This is a genomic window from uncultured Flavobacterium sp. (assembly GCF_963975515.1).
Taxonomy (GTDB): Bacteria; Bacteroidota; Bacteroidia; order Flavobacteriales; family Flavobacteriaceae; genus Flavobacterium.
Map to the genome: position 1 here is coordinate 1 of NZ_CAXBGY010000009.1, position 21,126 is coordinate 21,126.

Here is a 21,126-nt window from a genome sequence, read left to right on the forward strand (position 1 = left end):
CCGACCCAAAGGGACACGCCATAAAAAAAATCCAACTCTGATGAATTGGATTTTAATGTATTGGGTGTTAGTTTTTTATTTTGTTAAACCTCTTGATATAACGATTCGTTGAATTTCAGAAGTTCCTTCATATATTTGAGTAATTTTAGCATCACGCATCATTCTTTCTACATGATATTCGCTTACATAACCGTTTCCACCGTGAATTTGAACGGCTTCGATTGTGGTGTTCATAGCAGTTTCTGAAGCGAATAATTTAGCCATTGCACCTGAGTGAGAAATATCTTCACCATTGTCTTTTTCAAAACCTGCTTTAAAACATAACATTCTGGCAGCTGTAATTTGAACATGCATATCTGCTAATTTGAAAGCGATTGCTTGGTGTTGAATAATTGGCTTTTTAAAAGTTACTCTTTCTTGAGCGTATTTTAAAGCTAATTCATAAGCACCTTGAGCAATTCCTAAAGCTTGAGAAGCGATTCCGATTCTTCCACCATTCAATACGTTCATTGCGAAAGCAAACCCAAAACCATCTTCACCGATTCTATTTTCTTTAGGAATTTTTACGTCAGAAAACATTAAAGAATGTGTGTCTGAACCTCTAATTCCCATTTTCTTTTCTTTTGGTCCAATTGTAAAACCTTCCCATCCTTTTTCAATTAGAAAAGCGTTTATTCCTTTATGTCCTTTTTCAATATCAGTTTGAGCAATTACAATATATGTAGATGCAGAGTTACCATTTGTGATCCAGTTTTTTGTACCGTTTAATAAATAATGGTCTCCTTTGTCAATTGCAGTTGTTTTTTGTGAAGTTGCATCAGAACCTGCTTCTGGTTCAGATAGACAGAATGCACCAATTACTTCACCAGTTGCAAGTGGTACAAGGTATTTTTGTTTTTGTTCTTCGTTACAATATTTTTCGATTCCAGCACAAACTAATGAGTTGTTAACAGACATAATTACTGCTGCGGAAGCATCAATTTTTGCGATTTCTTCCATTGCACATATGTATGAAATGCTATCTAAACCAGCACCACCATATTTAGGATCAACCATCATTCCTAGAAAACCTAATTCAGCCATTTTTTTGACTTGTTCTGTTGGAAATTTAGAATGTTCATCTCTTTCAATAACACCTGGTAATAATTCTGTTTGAGCAAAATCTCTCGCAGCTTGCTGAATCATTAATTGCTCTTCGTTTAATTTGAAATCCATAATCTAAAATATATTGTTTTGAATTTGTACTAAAATAAGTTGTCAAATGTACTCAATAATTAGCAAATTTTCAATAACTATTTGTAATTTTAACCCATGTTTAAGCAGAACTATAACGTTATCGGAGTAATGTCGGGAACTTCATTAGATGGAGTTGATTTGGCTCATATTAGATTTACTAAAAATTCGGATTGGAATTACGAGATTTTAGAAACTGAAACGGTTTCATATTCTGAAGAATGGTTAAATAAATTAAAATTAGCAGTTAATTTTTCAGAATCTCAATTAGAAGAACTAAATGTAAATTATACTCATTTATTAGCTGAAATAATCAAAGATTTTATTACAAAGAATACTATTGAAAATTTAGATGCAGTTTGTAGTCATGGTCATACAATTCTACATAAACCTAATTTAGGATATACATTACAGATAGGAAATTTGCCAATAATATCGGAGTTAATAAATCAGAATATTGTTTGTGATTTTAGAGTTCAAGATGTTGAGTTAGGTGGTCAAGGTGCTCCTTTAGTTCCAATTGGTGATAAATTATTGTTTTCTGAATATGATTATTGCCTGAATTTAGGTGGTTTCTCTAATATTTCATTTGAAGATAAGGTTCAAAGAATTGCTTTTGATATTTCTGCAGTAAATACAGTTTTGAATTTCTATTCAAACACTTTAGGCTTTGAATATGATGATAAAGGTGAAATAGCTAGGTCAGGAAAATTAGATTTAGAGTTATTTGATAAGCTAAACAAGCTAGAATTTTACAATTTAAGTTATCCTAAGTCATTAGGAATTGAATTTGTAAATGAATTTGTATTCCCAATAACTGAAAATTTCAAAATTTCAATAAATGATAAAATGAATACTTTTGTGGAACATATTGCTTTCCAAATTAGCAAAGTTATTTCTAAAAAAGACACTTCATTACTTATAACAGGTGGTGGAGTATATAATGATTTTTTAATCGAAAGGATAAAATTTCATTTACCAGATAATAATGTGATTATTCCAACTCAAAAAACAATTGAATTTAAAGAAGCTTTGATTTTTGCTTTTTTAGGTGTTTTAAAACTTAGAAATGAAATTAATGTTTTGAGTAGTGTTACAGGTGCAAAAGAAAATCATAGTTCTGGTAAAATTTATAAAAAAAAATAGAGAAACTTGCATCTCTCTATTTTTCCAATTTAACCAAAACCATTAATTATAAGTTTTTTATTTTTTTGCTATTTGATATTAAAAACACACCTATCAGTATGCCAGAAACAAATAATATGGTCATGTTTGAATTTATAGGAGCTGTTACAGGATCTTCATCTTCATCAACACCACCTTGAGCATTTATTGTAAAGCTTGAAATTAATAATAAAGTTATTAAAGCTCTTTTTAATGTTATCATTTTCATTACAGTTTAATTTTTTTATAAATAATTTTATTGTCAGTTGTGTTTATTTGAATTAACCCTAAAAGATTTTTATAAATTGAAGTGTCAATAGTTATTGATTTATTTTTGACATTGTTTCTTTCAATTAATAATCTTCCTGTATAGTCATAAATTCTAATTTTTTCTATTTCTATTTTTTCAGAATTAATTTTAATTCCATTTTCTGTTCCAAAAACGATGATATCATTTTGATTTAAGATATTACTATCAGTATTTAAAGCAGAAGCATACATAATTTGAAATCTATTATCGATAGAACCACTAGTTGTGAAAAAAGTATAAGGATTTGATAAACTTTGAATGGTGTTGTTCAATAAATCTTTAATATAAATATCTTGAGCTGAACTAAAGAATCCTGAAATATGATCAATGCTTATAGAATAATTACCATCAGTTTGTGTTTTTATACCTATAGGAATTATTTCAGAACTTATTAATGGAACTGAACGACTTTGGATAGTATAATTGTTATTGTCAAAAATAGAATAGATAGAGAAATCTTGTTCTCTTAATAATTTAGCATCTTTTCCATGATCATAACCATTTGTTGATCCGTCAGCGTAAACGATAGCATTTTGACTAAAATTAGAATTATTGTCATTTAAATTTAGCCACATACCGTTAATAGTATTAGAATTATTTGATCTGTAGAAATTATCTGTGTTTTCTATAGTTCTCATTGTATTCTTAAAAGTAACAGAAGTTCCACTACTTGCTTGAACAATAAATGCTTGTCCAGGACTTATTTTATCATTAGTCGGAGCTAGTGCATTTGAAGTGTTAGTTGTCCAAACTCCAGAAGCCCAAGTACAATAACCATATCCATTAGCTGCTCCGTTTGTTTTTCTCCAAAAATATGCAGTACCAGTTAAATTAGTGTTTTCAGCAAAAAATAGAGGTAAATCTAAATCAGAAGGATAAGGATTTCCAATTGCGTTAAAGCCTGAAATTCCTGATTGATTTGGAGTTATTGAAGCAGAAATAGTTCCGTTATTAGGCAAACCATTAAAAACTCCATTCCAAACAGTTGCAACTGTAGGATGGTTGTCTGCAACTCTAATTAAATACCCTTTACCAATTTCGAAAGGTGAATTTATTAATGTGTTTGTTAAAGGTTCAAAATAACCATCAGGTAAAGTAGCAGGGTTATAACTATTAAAACGAATAGGAGAAGTAACAGTTAATGGTGAGAAGTTTTTTAAGGTTTGTGCACCATTAACAGGAGAAGACCACATGGTGTAATCTTGTCTTTTTATTAAACTACTGTTTCTGTTTACAATTGTATTTCCACTTCCAGTATTAGTTGAATTATTAATTTGAATTAAATTAGAATTGTTTTCTAAAGTTAATATTCCATCATTAACAATTTCATTAGTTACTGTTAGAGAATTTGTTGCTGTAACAAGTAACGTCGTAGTTGAGTTTAAAGTAATTTTATTTGCAGTAGCATTGTTGCTAATTACAGGTAAATTACTTCCACTTGAAGGATAATTTATTATGGCTTCCAATGTAGAATTAGGAATTCCGTTAGACCAGTTTCCAGTATTATTCCAATCAGTACTTACAGCACCTGTCCAAGATGTTGAAGAACCAGCATTAGAAAGATTACTTTCCCAAATACCTCTTCCATATGTTCCAGCTCTCAATTTGTTTGTTGGGTAATAAATTTCTAAATCTCGAACAGCTACATTTGGTAGTCCAGTCATAAAAGTTGTCCAAGTTGATGTTGCATTAGACATTGTAAAAATTCCTATATCAGCTCCAATATATACTTCGTCTTGTGGACTATTATCTCTATATACTACAGTGTTTATAGGTAGGTTTGGTAATCCACTTGAAATATTCGTCCATGTTAAACCTCCATCAATTGATTTGAATACTTTAGATGTTGCTATAAAACCAGAATAGGTTACCCAGATTTTATTTGGATTTGTATTTGAAACAGTAATACTCTTAAATGAAGCATTTGTAGGAAGTCCTGTAGTTATATTGCTAAAAGATGTTCCAGAATTTGTAGATTTAGAAATAGCATCTTCTTGTACAGTGTAAATTATTGCTGAATTAGATGGTGCTACTACAAAATCCTTTATGTTTCCTGTACCAGCTGAAGACCCTAGAGGTGACCATAAATTCCCTTTGTTGTTAGATGTGTATAATACAGGTGTTCCACCCGAATAAATTTTTAAATGATTATTTGGATCAATTTTAAAAGGACTATAAAAATCCATACCTGTTGGTAATCCAGTTTGAATTGGGCTTACATTTGTACCTCCATCATCTGAACGACTATATTTTCCTTCAACATATTGAACGTATATTGTGTTGTTGTCAGTATAATCAGTAAAACATTCACCACCATCACCACCATTGATGTTAGTCCAACTGCTTACTGTTTTTAAATTAGTTCCATTATCTTGTTGTCCTGCAACTATAAAGTCAGAATTTGTTTGTGATAAACCTAATCCCACAACTTGACCAATTGCTAAGTTTGAACTAATGTCTGTCCATTGATCACCATTGTCTGTAGATTTAAAAATTCCTCCATCATTACATGAAAAAACAGTTGTGCCACTATTTGGTAAGTAATATACATCATGTACATCAGCATGAACTTCTCCAGAATCCCAAACAGAAGTATTTATCCATGTAGAACCACCATTACTAGAAATCCAATGGTTAATTCCACCTACAACTAAATAATTTGCATCAACAGGAGAAACAGCAATTGCTAAATCATAAAATCCTTGACCAGCAGTATCATTACCGTCTTCTGCATATCCTAATAAATTAGGAGTAGTAGACATAGTTGAAAAACTTGAACCACTATCAGACGAACGATAAACACCTTTAAAGGATGAGTTAGCTTTTGCTATTAATGCATATACATAATTATCATTATTTGGTGAAACCCCTAAAGCGATTCTAATAATATCAGTAGTTGGTATTCCATTTGTAATTTGAACCCAAGTAGCTCCAAAATCAGTTGATTTATATAATTTAGTTCCAGCAGCATAAACGGTATTTGCATTTGCATTACCAGGTTTAAATTCCATATCATACAAAGTTGGATATTCACCATTTACACTTACAAAAGTATTAGTTTGCCATCCGTCAGTTGTGTAAAATATACCTGTATTTGTTGCAACTATCATTTTTTGAGAATTTGATGGATCCATTAGAAGTTTAGAAATTTTATAACCTTCTTGAACTGTAAAAGTCAGACTGGTCGGATTCCATGTATTTCCACCATCAATTGATTTTAAAATACCAATACTTTTTCTATCTGACTCAATGTCACCAGTTGCTAGATACATAACATTAGGATTACTTGGTGTAATTGCTATGTCAGAACAACCTATTACTCCTAAGAAGTCGGTATTTGTTGTCCATGATGCACCATTATTAGTTGATTTCCATAAACCTCCATCTGGAGTTCCAACATACATTGTAGCTAAATCTGGTGAAAATCTAATAAAAGTTGTTCTTCCAGCTCCAGTTCTAGTATAGGGACTTGGTCCAGTTGGAGAACCAATAGGTCCAACCTCTGTCCAATTAGAAGTGATTAAATTATTAGTAGCTTGTCTAGAAGAGTTGTTTCTTTTTTGCCACTCTATATAATTTGTGTAAGCACTAGAAGGTAGGTTCATGTTTCCAGAAGGATATACTCTTTCTGACATATAGCTTTCCCATCTTTTAAAAGGTTTATAGCCTCGACTTCGAGAAGGAGTTTTGTCTTTCCAATAATTCTTAAAATCATTTTGGATTTCATAAAAACTTACACCTTTATTGTTGCCCATTTTTCTCCAATTTATACTGTCTTGAGCCATAGAGGCTGAAGAATAAATTAGAACCATAAAAGCATAGAGAATAATTTTTTTCATGTTTTATTTATTAGATAATTTTTAATTTACTCATAGAGTTAATTTACATTTAAGAAAAAAGTGTATTCTTAACTACTAATGAAATTGAATTTTTATATTTTATTCGAAAGTATTATAAATAACCTTTAATATCACTTTGTTGTTAGGGTACAATAAAGGGTACAATTGTTTGAATTTTTTAAAATGAGTCAAATGATGTTTTTGTAAAAAAAAGCAGAGAAACGAATGTTTCTCTGCTTTCAAATTTAACCTCTATTATTAACCTATAAACTACTTAATTATTATTTTTCTTGTCATGTTGTTTATTCCATCATTTATATTGATTAAATAAACTCCATTTTGAATGCTTTTTAGTTGAATGTTCTCATTAAAAAAACCATCATTAGTATAAGAATTTGAGAAAACTTGTCTTCCTCTAATATCATTAACCTTAATATCTATTTTATTAGTTGATGTTGAATTAAGTTTAATTGTAAAGTTTCCTTCACTTGGATTAGGATATAAAGCAAAATCATCAAATGCAAAACCTGCATTACTTGCCACGGTTGTAATCTCAAATTCTTCTGAATTTACTGCATAATAGATATTTCCTGTTGGTTTTACCATCAATCTACAAGTAGTAGAAGAAACACTAGGTGCCGTAACAGATGTAGTACCATTATTAGCTACAGAAGCTGCTAATGTCGTAAATGTTAATCCACCATCTGTAGATAATAAAACATCTACATTTGTAGAACCAGCTAATGAACTTGTTCCGTTTACATTCCAAGTTACTGTTTGAGTAGACCCTTGCGCCCAAGTTATTCCAGTTGTGTTTTGAGATGTAACTACAAATGGACCAACTGCTGCATCAACAGTTACAACCATAGCATCTGTTTTAGTTTGTCCTGCTCCAAGGTGATTATCTCTAACGGTAAGTCTGAAATTTAAATCTCTAGCCACATTAGAAACTGATTCCCAATTAGTAGGAGTTGTTAATTCACCATATAAAACATTTTCTAATTTTGGTAAATATCTAATTGGCTCTGGTGTTGCAAGAAATAATCTAAAAGTTGGACCAACTGTTTTCATATCTGTTGTAGTACTGTTTGCACCAACTGTAGCTGCTGTTCCATCGTCATTTTGTTCCCAACTATAGCTTAATACATCATTTGCATCAGCATCAGAACCTGTTCCTGTTAATTTGAACGCTGTTCCTTTTGGAATTGTATAATCAGCTCCAGCATTTACAACTGGAGTTGCGCTTGAAGGTGTGCTTACTGGACAAGTTTTTGTAGCCATGTTTGCTTCAACTTGCAGAACACTTGCAGTAGAAAATTGTATAATATTATGAGGTTGAACATCCCAGTTTGTAACACCAGCATATCCCATTGTAGCACATCCACTACCAGGTTCAATATTTGTTCCAGAACCTTCATACTCATAACTAAAAGTATGAGTTGCGCCAAACTGATGACCAAATTCGTGAGCTAAAAAGTCAAAGTTAAAAACAGAACCTTCTGGCATTGTTTGTGCACTTGTGAAACCAGCTCCTTTGTTTATATCAGTTTGATCTGTAATATCATCATCATTACAAACACAACCAATACATCCCGCATTTCCATTTCCACCTGTATTACAGACTAAATGACCTACATCATAAGCAGCATTTCCTATAGTAGAAGAAAGCATGTTTTGAAGTTCTAAATTCCAAACATCATTAGCTGAACCAGTTGCAGCATTAGAATATGGATCAGTTGCTGCATTTAAATAAATTAGAGAAGCATTGTTTGCTATTAAATTAACATGAATTGCTAAATCTCTTTCAAAAAGCGCATTTATACTTGTTAATGAAGCATTCATTCCTGCTAGAGCACCTGCGACTGTTCCTCCAAAATATTGAGCATATTCTCCATTACAAGACATTGCCAAACGCATTGTTTTTAATTGACCTGCGCTTGATCTATTTGTATTTTGAATAGGAGTAAAGTTTAAATTCTTATCTTTAACACCACAAGAAAAAGTAGTAGTTTCCGAATGACTGTTTTTAGAACTAAATACTACATAAACAGTTGCTGCTTTATCATAAGATTCAATAAATTCAGTGTCTTTTCCAGTCCTAAATACAACAGTTTGAAAACCAATTGGAGCTAAACTAAAACTTATACTTGCAGATTTATCTGTAGTTCCTTTTCCAGAATAGGCTCTGATATCTGGATATTGAGCTTGTAAAATTGGATCAAAATTTGAGTTTTCCCAAACTTCAAATTGTTCTAATTCTCCGTTCAAATTAGGAATAGAAACTAAAGTTCCTGCATTTTTTGAATGTATACTAGAAGCATTGGTAAGTGTTTGTTTTAATTGTAATGCATTTAAAGCATAATACTTTTCACCTTCTGTGTTCTTATGAGCAGTTTTTCTCGAAACGTTTGAAGTTTCTACCGAAGAAATAACTTTCCAAATTGAAGTTTTTTGCGCGTTTACCTGCCCAAAAACAAATGCAATTAATAAATAGAGTAAATTTTTTTTCATTGTTTTTTTATTAAATAAATTTAAGTGAATTAATCTTAGTGCAAAAATAGTTTTAATAGGTTGTATAATATGTAAAAATAAAGGGTACAAAAAAGGGTACAATTTATTGAATAATACCTAAAAAGGTATAATTTTGTTGGACAAAGCACTTAAACAAAGAATAATGAAAAATAGCATATTTATTTTAATAATGTTTCTTGTAACTTTTTTATCGTTTTCACAATCAAATATCAATTTGGATATGTTAAACACAAATCCAATAAAAGATAACTCTGAATTATCTATTGATGAAAAAATAAAAGTCCATAAAAATCTTTTAGAAAAAGCAATTTCAGAAGAAAATAAAAAACTTCAAGTCTACAGTAATTTATATTTATTCGTAGATTATTATATGAAGAACGATTTTGTAAACATGAATAAATGTTTATTAGAAGCAGAAATTATTGCTAAAAAGGAAGGTAATCCTGCCTGGAACGGTGTAGTTCATAAACGAAAAGCAATAATTTACAAACTAAAACAAGATGAACAAGGAGCTTTAAAGGAATTTAAAGTAGCATTAGATTTTTATACAAAAGCTAATGACCACTTAGGTATGGGAGAGTGCTTAGAGCAGATTAGTACAATTTACAGTGAAACGGGTGATATAGAAAACGCCATTATTATTACAATAAAGCGATGCCTATACTAAAGAAATACGGTGATAGTCAACAAATGGCATTGACATATAATAATTACAGTAACTTATTAGTGTCTGAAGAAAATTATAAAGAAGCAGAAAAATACATCGATAGTGCAATAGGGTTAGCGAAAAAAAATAATGATTTATATAAAACTATGTTATATCAAAATAACAAAGCATCATTATTAACTAATAAAAAAGAATTTCAAAAAGCAATAATTATTTATGATGAGTGTGAGCAAATTAATCTTGAAAAAGAATGGGGTAATTTGTTAAAAGTAAACTACATAGGAAAGTCTGTTCTGTATGAAGAATTGAATAATTATAAATTAGCTAACGAATATTTAAAAAAATATCATACTATAAACGATAGTTTAAATGGAGCAGATGTCTTGGTGAAAATTAATGATTTAGAATTAAAATACAAAGTAAAACAAACAGAACTCGAACTTGAAAAAAACAAAAAAAAATTAGAAAGAAATTATTGGTTTTTATTTAGTGCTCTTTTTCTATTAATTATTCTGTTCTTAGTTTGGAGAATTAATGTAAAAGAGAACAAAATTGAGTCTGAAAATCATAAAATTAAATTATTAGAGTTAACAAATCAAATAATTGAAAAAAATGACAAAATTATCAAACAACAAGAGTTAATTGATAAAAAAGAAACTAAAGAACTAACAAAAGTTGATTTTGAATTTAGAAACCAAAAAATTCTAACAGATACAGACTGGACCTCATTTAAAAATTATTTTGAAAAGGCATTTCCTAATTATATTCAAAAAATAAGAATAAAATACCCAAAAATTACTGATGCCGAAGAACGATTGTTTTTGTGTATCAAACTTAATTTAAGGTCTAAAGAAACTGCACTTATGCTTGGGATTTCTACAGAAAGTGTTAAAAAGAGTAGAAATAGATTGCGAAAAAAAATAAACTTAAATATTGAAGATGATTTAGAAGTGTTTGTAGGAAATTTTTAATGATTTTTTTTATTTCAGTTTAAAAATAAGTTTAGTTGCATTATTAAGGATAACGTTTAATTTAAATGCTGATTTTTAATGTTTTGATAAGGAATGTGTTAAACCTTTTTTTAGTTTAGATATTATTAAATTGCTAAAAAAATGTGAATATTTTATCTAATCCTATAGATTATGTATATTTGTTGAATTACAATTTAAAAGAATTAATGAAAGATTTATTACAAAAATTTGAGAATAAAGAACCAGAAATAGTTTTTAATTGGAAAGATCCTGAAACGGAAGCTGAAGGTTGGACGGTAATCAACTCATTAAGAGGTGGTGCTGCTGGTGGTGGAACTAGAATGAGAAAAGGCTTAGACATGAACGAAGTTCTTTCTTTAGCTAAAACAATGGAAGTGAAATTCTCTGTTTCTGGACCAGCAATTGGTGGTGCAAAATCTGGAATTAATTTTGACCCAAGCGATCCAAGAAAAAAAGGTGTTTTAGAACGCTGGTATAAAGCTGTTTCTCCATTGTTGAAAAATTATTATGGAACTGGTGGTGATTTAAATGTTGATGAAATTCACGAAGTAATTCCAATGACAGAAGAATGTGGTGTTTGGCATCCTCAAGAAGGTGTTTTTAACGGACATTTTAAGCCAACAGAAGCAGATAAAATTAACAGAATCGGACAATTACGTCAAGGTGTAATTAAGGTTATTGAAAACCCAAATTTTTCTCCACACGTTTCTCGTAAATATACAATTGCTGATATGATTACGGGTTATGGTGTCGCTGAAGCTGTTCGTCATTATTACGATATATATGGTGGTAATGTTAAAGGTAAAAAGGCAATTGTTCAAGGATTCGGAAATGTAGGTTCAGCAGCGGCTTTTTATTTAGCAGAAATGGGAGCTAAAGTTGTTGGAATAATAGATAGGGATGGTGGTTTAATTAATGAAGAAGGATTTTCTTTTGAAGAAATTACACAATTATTCTTAAACAAAGACGGAAACAAATTAGTAGCCGAAAACATGATTCCTTTTGAAGAAATCAACAAAAGAATTTGGAATATAGAAGCTCAAATTTTTGCTCCTTGTGCAGCATCAAGGTTGGTGCAAAAATCACAAATTGATGAAATGATTGCTTCAGGTTTAGAAGTTATTTCTTGTGGTGCTAATGTTCCTTTTGCGGACAAAGCAATTTTCTTTGGACCAATTATGGAGGAAACAGACAAGCAAATTAGTTTAATTCCAGATTTTATTTCAAACTGTGGAATGGCTAGAGTTTTTGCTTATTTCATGGAGAAAAAAGTGCAAATGACTGATGAAGCTATTTTTTCAGATACATCATCAATAATAAAAAATGCGATTCAGAAAGCATATGACCAAAATTCTGACAAGAAAAACATTAGTGCAACCGCTTTTGAAATTGCATTAAAACAATTAATCTAAAATAATAAAATAATAAAATAATAAAATGGAAGCAATTTTAATCATAATATTCATCGTAGGATATTTAGCTATTGCATTAGAACATAATTTGAAAATTGACAAACTTGTACCAGCATTAGCCATGATGGCTATTTTATGGGCAATTATAGCAGTAGCTCATCTTGATGTTTTTGAAGTAAATACTGCTACAAGGTCATTAGATCTTCATCATTTAGAAGGAGTACTACTACATCATCTAGGTAAAACAGCAGAAATCTTAGTTTTCTTGTTAGGAGCAATGACAATTGTCGAAATCATTGATTACTTTGATGGGTTTTCAACCATAAAATCTTATGTAAAAACTAAGCGTAAAGTTAATTTACTTTGGTTATTTACAACTTTAGCTTTCATTTTGTCTGCTATAATTGATAATTTAACGGCTACAATTGTATTAATTACTATTTTACAAAAAATAGTAAAAGAAAAAGAAGTGCGCTTGTGGTATGCAGGTTTAATAGTTATTGCTGCGAATGCAGGAGGTGCTTGGTCTCCAATTGGAGATGTAACAACTACAATGCTATGGATTGCTAATAAAGTAACGGCATCTAGTTTAATAATACATGTACTTTTACCTTCATTAGTTTGTTATGCGGTTCCAACATTTATCGCTTCAAGATTGTCAATATTCAAAGGTGAAATAGCTGCTGAAGACTTAAAAGAAGAAAAGTCTACTTCAAAACATAGTGCAATAATGTTTTATCTTGGTTTAGCGGGAATATTATTTGTTCCAATCTTTAAAACTGTTACTCATTTACCACCTTATATGGGTATGATGTTGTCATTAGCAATCGTTTCAATTTTTGCTGAGTTTTTTAGTAACTCTAAATTCTCTATGGCAGAAGCATCAGCAGGTGGAGGAGCTTTACCACCAAGTCATAGCCCAATTCATCATTCTTTGTCTAAAATTGAAATGCCAAGTATTTTATTCTTCTTAGGAATTTTAATGGCTGTTGCAGCATTAGAATCTTTAGGAATGTTATTTGAATTTGCAGGAGTTTTAGAAAGTTCAGTGCCGTTTTTAGGAACAGAACTTGCTTCTACTCACATTTCAGATCTAGTAGTTCTATTATTAGGTGTAGGTTCTGCAATAATTGACAATGTACCATTGGTAGCTGCAAGTATCGGAATGTTTTCGATTCCAATAGACGAACCAGCTTGGCACTTTATTGCATATTCAGCAGGAACAGGTGGAAGTATGTTAATTATCGGTTCAGCTGCAGGTGTAGTTGCAATGGGTATGGAAAAAATAAACTTCATGTGGTATCTTAAAAAAATCGGTTGGTTAGCCTTAATCGGATTCTTATCAGGATTTGCTGTCTTTGTTTTATTAAGAGATTTTTTATTAAATGCAGCATAATACAATTTTTATAATACATTTACGTTTTAATTTATATTAAATAATTCTATGAGTATATTTCTTCAAGTCGATAGTTTAGCAGTTGCTAATCAGGTTTTAACTGATGATCAACCAGTAGAACAAACGCTTTCAATCTGGTCATTGTTAACAAGTGGTGGAATTGGTGGTATTTCTATAATGATAGTTTTATTTATACTATTGTTTTTTGCGTTATTCCTGTATTTCGAAAGAATTATGGCAATTAATAAAGCCAGTAAAATAGATTCTAGTTTTATGAATAACATAAAAATGAATATTTCTTCAGGAAAAATTGACAACGCTAAAATGATTTGTGCGCAAACAGATTCTCCAGTAGCTCGATTAATCGAAAAAGGAATTTCAAGAATTGGAAAACCTCTAGAAGATATAAATACTGCCATAGAAAACGCAGGAACGCTAGAATTATACAAATTAGAAAAAAATACTTCAATGCTTGCAACAATATCTGGGGCAGGGCCAATGATTGGTTTCTTAGGAACTGTTGTTGGTATGATTCTTGCTTTTCATAAAATGGCAAGTGGCGGTGGACAAATTGAAGTTGGAGCATTAGCCGAAGGAATTTACACAGCAATGACAACAACCGTGGTTGGACTTATAGTTGGAATTATAGCTTACATTGGATACAATCACTTGGTAGTAAAAACCAATAAAGTGGTAAATCAAATGGAAGCAAATGCCGTAGATTTCCTTGACTTATTAAACGAACCAGTATAATGAAGTTAGGTAAAACAAGAAATAAAGTCTCAACAGAATTCAATATGTCGTCCATGACAGATATTGTGTTCTTGTTGTTGATATTCTTCATGATAACATCAACAATGGTAACCACTAACGCATTAGACTTAGTTTTGCCAAAAGCAAAAGGTAAAACAGACAGTAACAAAAATACAACGGTTAATATTACTAAAGATTTAAAATTTTTTATAGATAAAGACCCAATTGAAGAAACAGATTTAGAAGCTCAACTTTTGGCAATTCTTCCACCAGAAGACGATAAAGGAAGAGCCTTAATTCTTCGTGCAGAAGAAGGAGTGCCAATAGAAAAAGCGGTTTACGTTATGGATATTGCCAATAGAAACAAAATTAAAATAGTCTTAGCAGTAGACCCAAAATAGTTTATCCTGAATTTATTTCAGAATCTAATTTTTAGTAGCTATTTCCAGCTATCCACTATATCTTTTTTGTTTCGTTTTAAAAACGAAACAAAAAAGGATGTCGTTCCTATCTGGGCTAGGACTTTTAGTTGCAATTTAAGAATTGTTGTAAAATAAAATAATTTGTGCAAATTAATATTTGCTCTAAATCATACTAAAATATGAATGTTTTAGAAACACCAGAAGAAAAAAAATCATTTGCAATTACATCGGCAATCTTTGTAATCATAGCTTTGATATGCATATTTTTCGGATTAACCTACATGGATCCACCACCAGAAAACGGAATCGCAGTAAACTTTGGCACAAGCGATAACGGTAGAGGAGACGTAGAGCCAGCAGAAACTCAAGCTGCGGCAGCACAACCTGTAAGTCAACCAGTAGAAGCTCAAGAAAATTTAGCTACTCAAGATGATGATTCTCCAGTTGTAGCTCCTAAAAAAGAAAAAGTAAAACCGGTTAAAACGCCAACGAATACAACTCCAACAAAAACAACTCCTACTAAAGAAGTTAAGGAAGAAATTAAACAAACTGTTAATAGTGCAGCTTCTAACATGATAAAAGGCAAAGGAAAAACTCCTTCATCTGGAGAAGGTGACGGTGATTCCGATGGTAATAAAGGACAGTTAACTGGAACAATGTACGGTAATTCATATTACGGTAGCGGAAATGGTTCAGGAACAGGAAGCGGAAACGGAACAAAATGGGGTTTAAAAGGAAGAAGTTTAGCAGGTAACGATAAAATTATACAAAAATGCGACGAAGCGGGTAGAATTATAATCCAAGTTACAGTAAACAAAGAAGGAAGAGTTATTGATGCTCAATATTCTGCAAAAGGTTCAAACTCAACAAGTCAATGTTTAATTCAGCCTGCCATTGCAACTGCAAAAACTTTTAAATGGAATCAAGCTGCAGATGCTCCAGATAGCCAAATTGGTTTTGTGGAAATTAACTTTAGTGTAGGAGAATAATTTTTTTTAAATGAATTATCAAGAAACAACAGAGTGGCTCTTCAATCAATTGCCAATGTTTCAACAACAAGGTGCTTCAGCCTATAAAAAAGATTTATCTAATACAATTGCATTAGTAAATCACCTTAACAATCCAGAAAACAAGTTTAAATCAATCCACGTAGCCGGAACAAACGGAAAGGGATCAACTTCTTCCATGTTGGCTTCAATTCTTCAAGAAGCAGGTTATAAAGTAGGATTGTATACATCGCCACATTTAAAAGACTTCAGAGAAAGAATAAAAATAAACGGAAAAGAAATTACCGAAGACTATGTTGTTCAATTCGTAAAAGAAAACAAATCGTTTTTCGAACAAAATCAATTAAGTTTTTTCGAAATGACAGTTGGTTTAGCTTTTCAATATTTTGTAGATGAAAATATTGATGTTGCAATCATAGAAGTTGGAATGGGTGGAAGATTAGATTCTACAAACATAATTACACCTTTAGTTTCAGTTATTACAAATATTGGATTAGATCACACACAGTTTTTAGGAAATACTTTAGAATTAATTGCTAAAGAAAAAGCAGGAATTATAAAACAAAACATTCCAGTTGTTATAGGTGAATACCTTCCAGAAACAAAAAATGTTTTTATAGAAATAGCTAATAGAAATAATGCGTCAATATATTACGCACAAGAAAGAGAAATTCAAGATCTACCATGTGATTTATTAGGAGATTATCAAATTAAGAATAAGAAGACAGTTTTACAAACGATAGAATTATTAAATAATCATTTTATTATTTCAGAGCAAGTAGTAAAAGGTGGTTTACTAAATGTTGTAAAAAATACTGGTTTATTAGGAAGATGGCAACAAATAGGTAAAAATCCAACAGTAATTTGCGATACGGCTCACAACGCTCATGGCTTGGAAATAGTAATGAAACAAATCCAAAAGCAAAAATTCAAACAGTTACATATTGTTTTAGGAGTAGTAAATGACAAAGATTTAGATTCAATTTTACCTTTATTTCCAAAAAAAGCTTTTTTTTATTTTTGTAAACCAAATAATTCAAGAGGTTTAGAAGCAACGATTTTAAAGGATGTTGCACTAAATTACGGATTAAGTGGAGTAGTATGTAATTCTGTTTCAGAAGCTTATATTTCGGCAAGGTTGGAAGCTAATCAAGATGACTTTATATATGTTGGCGGTAGTACTTTTGTTGTAGCAGAAATAATTTAATTTTTTTTAAAAAATGTTTGGAACATTAAAAAAGTAGTGTATATTTGCACTCGCAATACGGAACAAGTATAGCAAAATAAAATAGGGCGATTAGCTCAGCTGGTTCAGAGCACCTCGTTTACACCGAGGGGGTCGGGGGTTCGAACCCCTCATCGCCCACAAAAAACTTCAACAGAAATGTTGGAGTTTTTTTATTAGATCAATATGGAATATTTTGTTTATATACTTTACAGTAAGCTTAAAAGTAAATTTTACATTGGTTACACTTCTAATTTAGAAGAACGAATAACTCGCCATAATCAAAAATCAAAAGGCTTTACTGGTTCTGTTAATGATTGGGAGGTAGTTTATACGGAAACATTTAATAAAAAAGAATTAGCGATTCAGCGCGAAAGGGTAATAAAAAGCTGGAAGAGTAGTGTCAAAATCAAAGAATTGATAGGGAGAAATATGTGAATTCAGTGCATTCCGATTCATCGGAAGGGTCGGGGGTTCGAACCCCTCATCGCCCACAAAAAACTTCAACAGAAATGTTGGAGTTTTTTTATTTAATACAATTAAGTCAATTACGCTTCAATCTTAAAATGAGGTCTTATTAATTTTATAATGTTTAATTTTGTAGAAAATTAAATGCAATGGCTTTAGAATATCAAAACGCTAGTCCTTTTAAAACATTAATATCTTTTCATAAGCTTATAGAGAGCTTAGAAGAGATTGCTATGTCGAATGTTGATTATCGTTCAAATTATGCTAAAAGCCTACTAAAAGAGATTGAGGATAAGCCTGAATTCAGAACTGGTATTGAAGATTTATCCATAATTAAAGAAAATGAGGAGTTAATAAAATATTTATTAGCAGATTTATTCCCTACAGCTTTGACTCACAATGAAATAAAAGTTGCAACAATTCCTTTTAAGAAATTTACATTTAATTATTCTGAACGTTATCGCAAAATTTTAACCGATGTTGGTTATCCTTTAGATATTAATATCAGTGATTTTGATGACCATCAGTTTTATGTACTCAATTGTTGTTTAATTTTAAACATCATTTTTAAACAAAAAATTGAATTCACAAGTCCAATCTTCTTTGATATTCCAGATAGTAATGGAATTACAAGACATTATAGAATTTTATATAATGCTGATTTCATAGAAATCTTACCTACAGAAAATTCAATTAATCTAACAGGAGAAGAAATTAAGTTATTAATTGATAATTATGATAACTTAGATTTATGGAAAAAATATTTTCCTGAGCAATCTTGGATTTTAAAAGGGTTTGTGATTGCTACTTTAATTGATGTTACTACAGAAAATGCTATTTCAAAATTAAAAACAAACCTTTTACAGACAGGTTATAAATCAAAAGAAAAAGGTGAAACAGTAGAAGAAATATTTAGATCTATATTTAGGGTTCCAGATTTAAAAATTGGATTTACTTCATATGATAAAGAAGAAAAATCTTTTGTAAAGCCTCCTTTTAACGACAATACTTTTACAAGTTTTTTATTAAATAAAGAAGAACAAGAACCTTGTATGGGAATACTTTGTGATTATTCATATGAATCTTTAATTAAGCAGTCTAAGCCACTTATTTTTTCAAATGTAGCATTGTATAAAGAAAATACCAGTTTAAGTATGCTGGCTAATAAGTTGCTTTCTCAAGATGTTAAGAGTTGCGTGCTTGCACCAATTGTTAAAGACAATAACTTATTGGGTATTATGGAAATTGTTTCTGCAACTGCGGGAACTCTAAACTCTATTAATGCAAATAAATTAGATTTAGTGCTTCCTTTTATATCAGATGCAATAGATCGATCTTACAGTGATTTAAAAAACTTGGAAGAAGCAATTATTCAGAAAGAATATACAGCGATTCATTCAAGTGTATATTGGAAATTTAAACACGAAGTTAAAAATTATATTGATTCAATGAATCAGTCTAAAGAATATATTTTCAAAGAAATTAGCTTCAAAAATGTTTACCCTTTATATGGTCAAATTGATATTAAAGGCTCTTCTGATAAAAGAAATGAAACAGTTAAGAAAGATTTAATTGCACAATTAGAAACGTTAATTGCAATTTTTAAAAAGATTAAAGCATCGAGTAATTTACTTATTTTTGGACAACTTGAGTTTGAATTAAAAGAATGTCTTGATGAATTAGGTTTGCCTTTAAAAGCAGATACAGAACAACAAGTTCAGCGTTATATTGAGTCTAAAATTCATCCTGTATTAATAGCAAATCAAGATAGTGTTTCGATAAAAGAATTGATCGAAAATTATTTTCAAAGTTTAGATCCAAAAACAGGAATGTTTTACAAACATCGAAAAGACTTTGATTACACTTTAACCATTATCAATAAAAAAATGGCCTCAATTATTGATGAAAAACAAATTGAAGCTCAGAAAATATTCCCACATTATTATGAAAGATTCAAAACAGATGGTGTTGAACATAATCTTTACATAGGTCAATCGATTGCTCCTAGTCTTGCTTTTGATAAAATATTTATTAGTAATTTAAGATTATGGCAATTGCAAACTTTATGCGAAATGGAACTAGAACATCACCGTATAAAAGAAACTTTGCCTTATGCACTAGAGGTTACTTCATTAATTTTAGTTTTCAGTTCTCCTTTATCTATTCGATTTAGAATGGATGAAAAACGATTTGATGTTGATGGTTCTTATAACGCAAGATATGAAGTTATAAAAAAACGAATTGATAAGGCTTTTGTTTTAGGAACTCAAGAACGAATTACTCAACAAGAAAAAATTACAATTGTTTATTCTAATAGTGAAGAAGAAAAAGAATATTTAAATTACATCAAGTATTTACAACACATAAATCTTCTAGAAGATACTATAGAACAATTTGAAGTTGAAGAATTACAAGGTGTTTCTGGGCTAAAAGCAATTCGAGTAAAAGTAGTTAATACGATAATTTCAGACGAAAAATATTCGTATGAAGAACTTTTAAAAGAATTAAACTAAAGGTCTAATTTCAAAAGCATAGACAAATGCAATTACAGAAACGATAATTCCAATCATAAAAATATTATAAGTTATTCTTAATAATCTGTATTTGCGTTCTAAAACGATTCCCAAAAGATATAAATCTCTAATCATTGCATTGTAAAGATAATTTCTATCGCCCATCATTTCGTTTATAGCATCTTCATATTGTTCATAAGGCATTTTATAAAAATTCCCAAAAAACAATAAATTCACTTTTCGATCTTTAATGTCTTGAAGGCTATGGCTTCCGGTTGTTACTTTAGGACGCGTTGATAGTATAGCAAATATGATACTTGTTACACTAAAAAGTAATAGAATAAAAGTAGGAACAATTAAATGCTGGTTGCTTAGGCTGTCTAATTTTGGAATTATCGTAGAAAGTGCAATAGAAATTATAATCGCATTTACAGATAGTAAAATGTTAGCTTTACTATCAGCAATTTCACTTAATCTAGTATGATTGTTAAGTGTAACTCTAAACATCGTATCAATTCCTCTATCAGGTTTTATTTCTTTTCTTTTCTTACCTGAAGTCTCTTTTGCTTGTTTATTTTCTTCTATTAGAGCTTCTATTTTTTTTATGTTTTTTATTTTTTTAGATTTCCATTTAGCTTTTGCAAAAGAAGTATAATACTTATGTTTTTGGGTCAACATGTTATAATTTTCAATTGCCCATTCTTCATCTGTAAAAGATTTGTTGCAGGTTTTTTTCCACTCTAAGCGCAGCTTTTCACAAGTTTCAAGGTAGTTTTTCTTAGAGAAATGATGATAATCTGCATCGCGCATTATTTGCTCAAGTTTTGTTACTGGAACATAATTAAAAACCGTTGCACTTATTAATTTTTTTACAGAATCAATGTAGTTTTGATCAATTTCATTTTGCTTTAGAAAACTTTCAGCAATTTGACAGCTAATTTCTTCATGATTTGCAGTGCCTTCAACGTAACCTGTATCATGAAACCAAGAAGAAATTACTAATTTTTCTCTATCTTCGTCAGATATTTGATAATAATCAGCCATTTCTATCACAGCTTGAATCACTTCATTCGTATGATCAAAATTATGATAGCTAAAATCAGAAGAAAGTTTTTCATTAAATAATTCTTCTACAAATTTTTCTGCTTTTATTATTAAACTCATTGGATGGTTTTTATGCTACTAATTTATGA

At 30.3% G+C, this 21,126-nt stretch carries 16 protein-coding genes and 1 tRNA gene; 12 read left to right on the top strand and 5 right to left on the bottom strand.

Translation table 11 applies throughout. The annotated features are described in order from the left end of the window. Nucleotides 1-75: 75 nt before the first annotated feature. Nucleotides 76-1,215 carry an acyl-CoA dehydrogenase gene (locus AAC008_RS10595; protein ID WP_339889270.1) on the bottom strand — a complete coding sequence of 380 codons (1,140 nt, stop codon included), beginning with the start codon at nucleotides 1,213-1,215 and terminating at the stop codon, nucleotides 76-78. 96 nt (nucleotides 1,216-1,311) lie between these two features. Here AAC008_RS10595 and AAC008_RS10600 point away from each other — a divergent pair, with 96 nt between their 5' ends. Then, the gene (locus AAC008_RS10600) at nucleotides 1,312-2,379 is read left to right on the top strand and encodes an anhydro-N-acetylmuramic acid kinase (RefSeq protein WP_339889271.1); all 1,068 of its coding nucleotides are present in this window, start codon (nucleotides 1,312-1,314) and stop codon (nucleotides 2,377-2,379) included. 46 nt (nucleotides 2,380-2,425) lie between these two features. Here the strand turns inward: AAC008_RS10600 and AAC008_RS10605 are convergent, their stop codons facing one another. From AAC008_RS10605 to AAC008_RS10615, 3 genes are all read right to left on the bottom strand, one after another. Beyond that, nucleotides 2,426-2,620, bottom strand: a complete 195-nt coding sequence (locus AAC008_RS10605) for a hypothetical protein (RefSeq protein ID WP_339889272.1) — start codon at nucleotides 2,618-2,620, stop codon at nucleotides 2,426-2,428. 5 nt (nucleotides 2,621-2,625) lie between these two features. Next, nucleotides 2,626-6,546: a hypothetical protein gene (locus AAC008_RS10610; protein ID WP_339889273.1), complete on the bottom strand. Its 3,921-nt coding sequence runs from the start codon at nucleotides 6,544-6,546 to the stop codon at nucleotides 2,626-2,628. Nucleotides 6,547-6,816: 270 nt separating this feature from the next. Continuing rightward, nucleotides 6,817-9,057, bottom strand: coding sequence for a reprolysin-like metallopeptidase (locus AAC008_RS10615; protein WP_339889274.1), 2,241 nt, complete (start codon nucleotides 9,055-9,057; stop codon nucleotides 6,817-6,819). Nucleotides 9,058-9,220: 163 nt separating this feature from the next. Here AAC008_RS10615 and AAC008_RS10620 point away from each other — a divergent pair, with 163 nt between their 5' ends. From AAC008_RS10620 to AAC008_RS10670, 11 genes are all read left to right on the top strand, one after another. Then, nucleotides 9,221-9,745 (top strand): hypothetical protein, encoded by a 525-nt coding sequence (locus AAC008_RS10620; RefSeq protein ID WP_339889275.1) that lies wholly within the window; start codon nucleotides 9,221-9,223, stop codon nucleotides 9,743-9,745. Next, complete coding sequence (locus AAC008_RS10625; protein WP_339889276.1) at nucleotides 9,733-10,716, top strand: hypothetical protein; 984 nt, start codon at nucleotides 9,733-9,735, stop codon at nucleotides 10,714-10,716. The genes AAC008_RS10620 and AAC008_RS10625 overlap by 13 nt, the downstream gene beginning before the upstream one ends. A 206-nt stretch (nucleotides 10,717-10,922) precedes the next feature. Next, nucleotides 10,923-12,149, top strand: a complete 1,227-nt coding sequence (locus AAC008_RS10630; RefSeq protein WP_339889277.1) for a Glu/Leu/Phe/Val dehydrogenase dimerization domain-containing protein — start codon at nucleotides 10,923-10,925, stop codon at nucleotides 12,147-12,149. Between the two features lie 25 nt (nucleotides 12,150-12,174). Continuing rightward, nucleotides 12,175-13,545, top strand: a complete 1,371-nt coding sequence (gene nhaD, locus AAC008_RS10635) for a sodium:proton antiporter NhaD (protein WP_339889278.1) — start codon at nucleotides 12,175-12,177, stop codon at nucleotides 13,543-13,545. Between the two features lie 48 nt (nucleotides 13,546-13,593). Next, nucleotides 13,594-14,298, top strand: coding sequence for a MotA/TolQ/ExbB proton channel family protein (locus AAC008_RS10640; protein WP_339889279.1), 705 nt, complete (start codon nucleotides 13,594-13,596; stop codon nucleotides 14,296-14,298). Beyond that, entirely contained in the window at nucleotides 14,298-14,699 is a 402-nt protein-coding gene (locus AAC008_RS10645) for a biopolymer transporter ExbD (protein ID WP_339889280.1), read from the top strand. The genes AAC008_RS10640 and AAC008_RS10645 overlap by 1 nt, the downstream gene beginning before the upstream one ends. 200 nt (nucleotides 14,700-14,899) lie before the next feature. Next, on the top strand, nucleotides 14,900-15,709 hold the full coding sequence (locus tag AAC008_RS10650) for an energy transducer TonB (protein ID WP_339889281.1): 810 nt from the start codon (nucleotides 14,900-14,902) through the stop codon (nucleotides 15,707-15,709). Nucleotides 15,710-15,719: 10 nt separating this feature from the next. Then, on the top strand, nucleotides 15,720-16,934 hold the full coding sequence (locus AAC008_RS10655; protein WP_339889282.1) for a folylpolyglutamate synthase/dihydrofolate synthase family protein: 1,215 nt from the start codon (nucleotides 15,720-15,722) through the stop codon (nucleotides 16,932-16,934). A gap of 84 nt (nucleotides 16,935-17,018) precedes the next feature. After that, nucleotides 17,019-17,093, top strand: a tRNA-Val gene (locus AAC008_RS10660). 45 nt (nucleotides 17,094-17,138) lie between these two features. Then, entirely contained in the window at nucleotides 17,139-17,390 is a 252-nt protein-coding gene (locus AAC008_RS10665; protein ID WP_339889283.1) for a GIY-YIG nuclease family protein, read from the top strand. A 179-nt stretch (nucleotides 17,391-17,569) separates the two neighbouring features. Further along, nucleotides 17,570-19,933, top strand: coding sequence for a GAF domain-containing protein (locus AAC008_RS10670; protein WP_339889284.1), 2,364 nt, complete (start codon nucleotides 17,570-17,572; stop codon nucleotides 19,931-19,933). Here the strand turns inward: AAC008_RS10670 and AAC008_RS10675 are convergent. Further along, complete coding sequence (locus tag AAC008_RS10675; RefSeq protein WP_339889285.1) at nucleotides 19,925-21,097, bottom strand: Pycsar system effector family protein; 1,173 nt, start codon at nucleotides 21,095-21,097, stop codon at nucleotides 19,925-19,927. The two genes, AAC008_RS10670 and AAC008_RS10675, sit on opposite strands and share 9 nt — an antisense overlap. Nucleotides 21,098-21,126 lie beyond the last annotated feature (29 nt).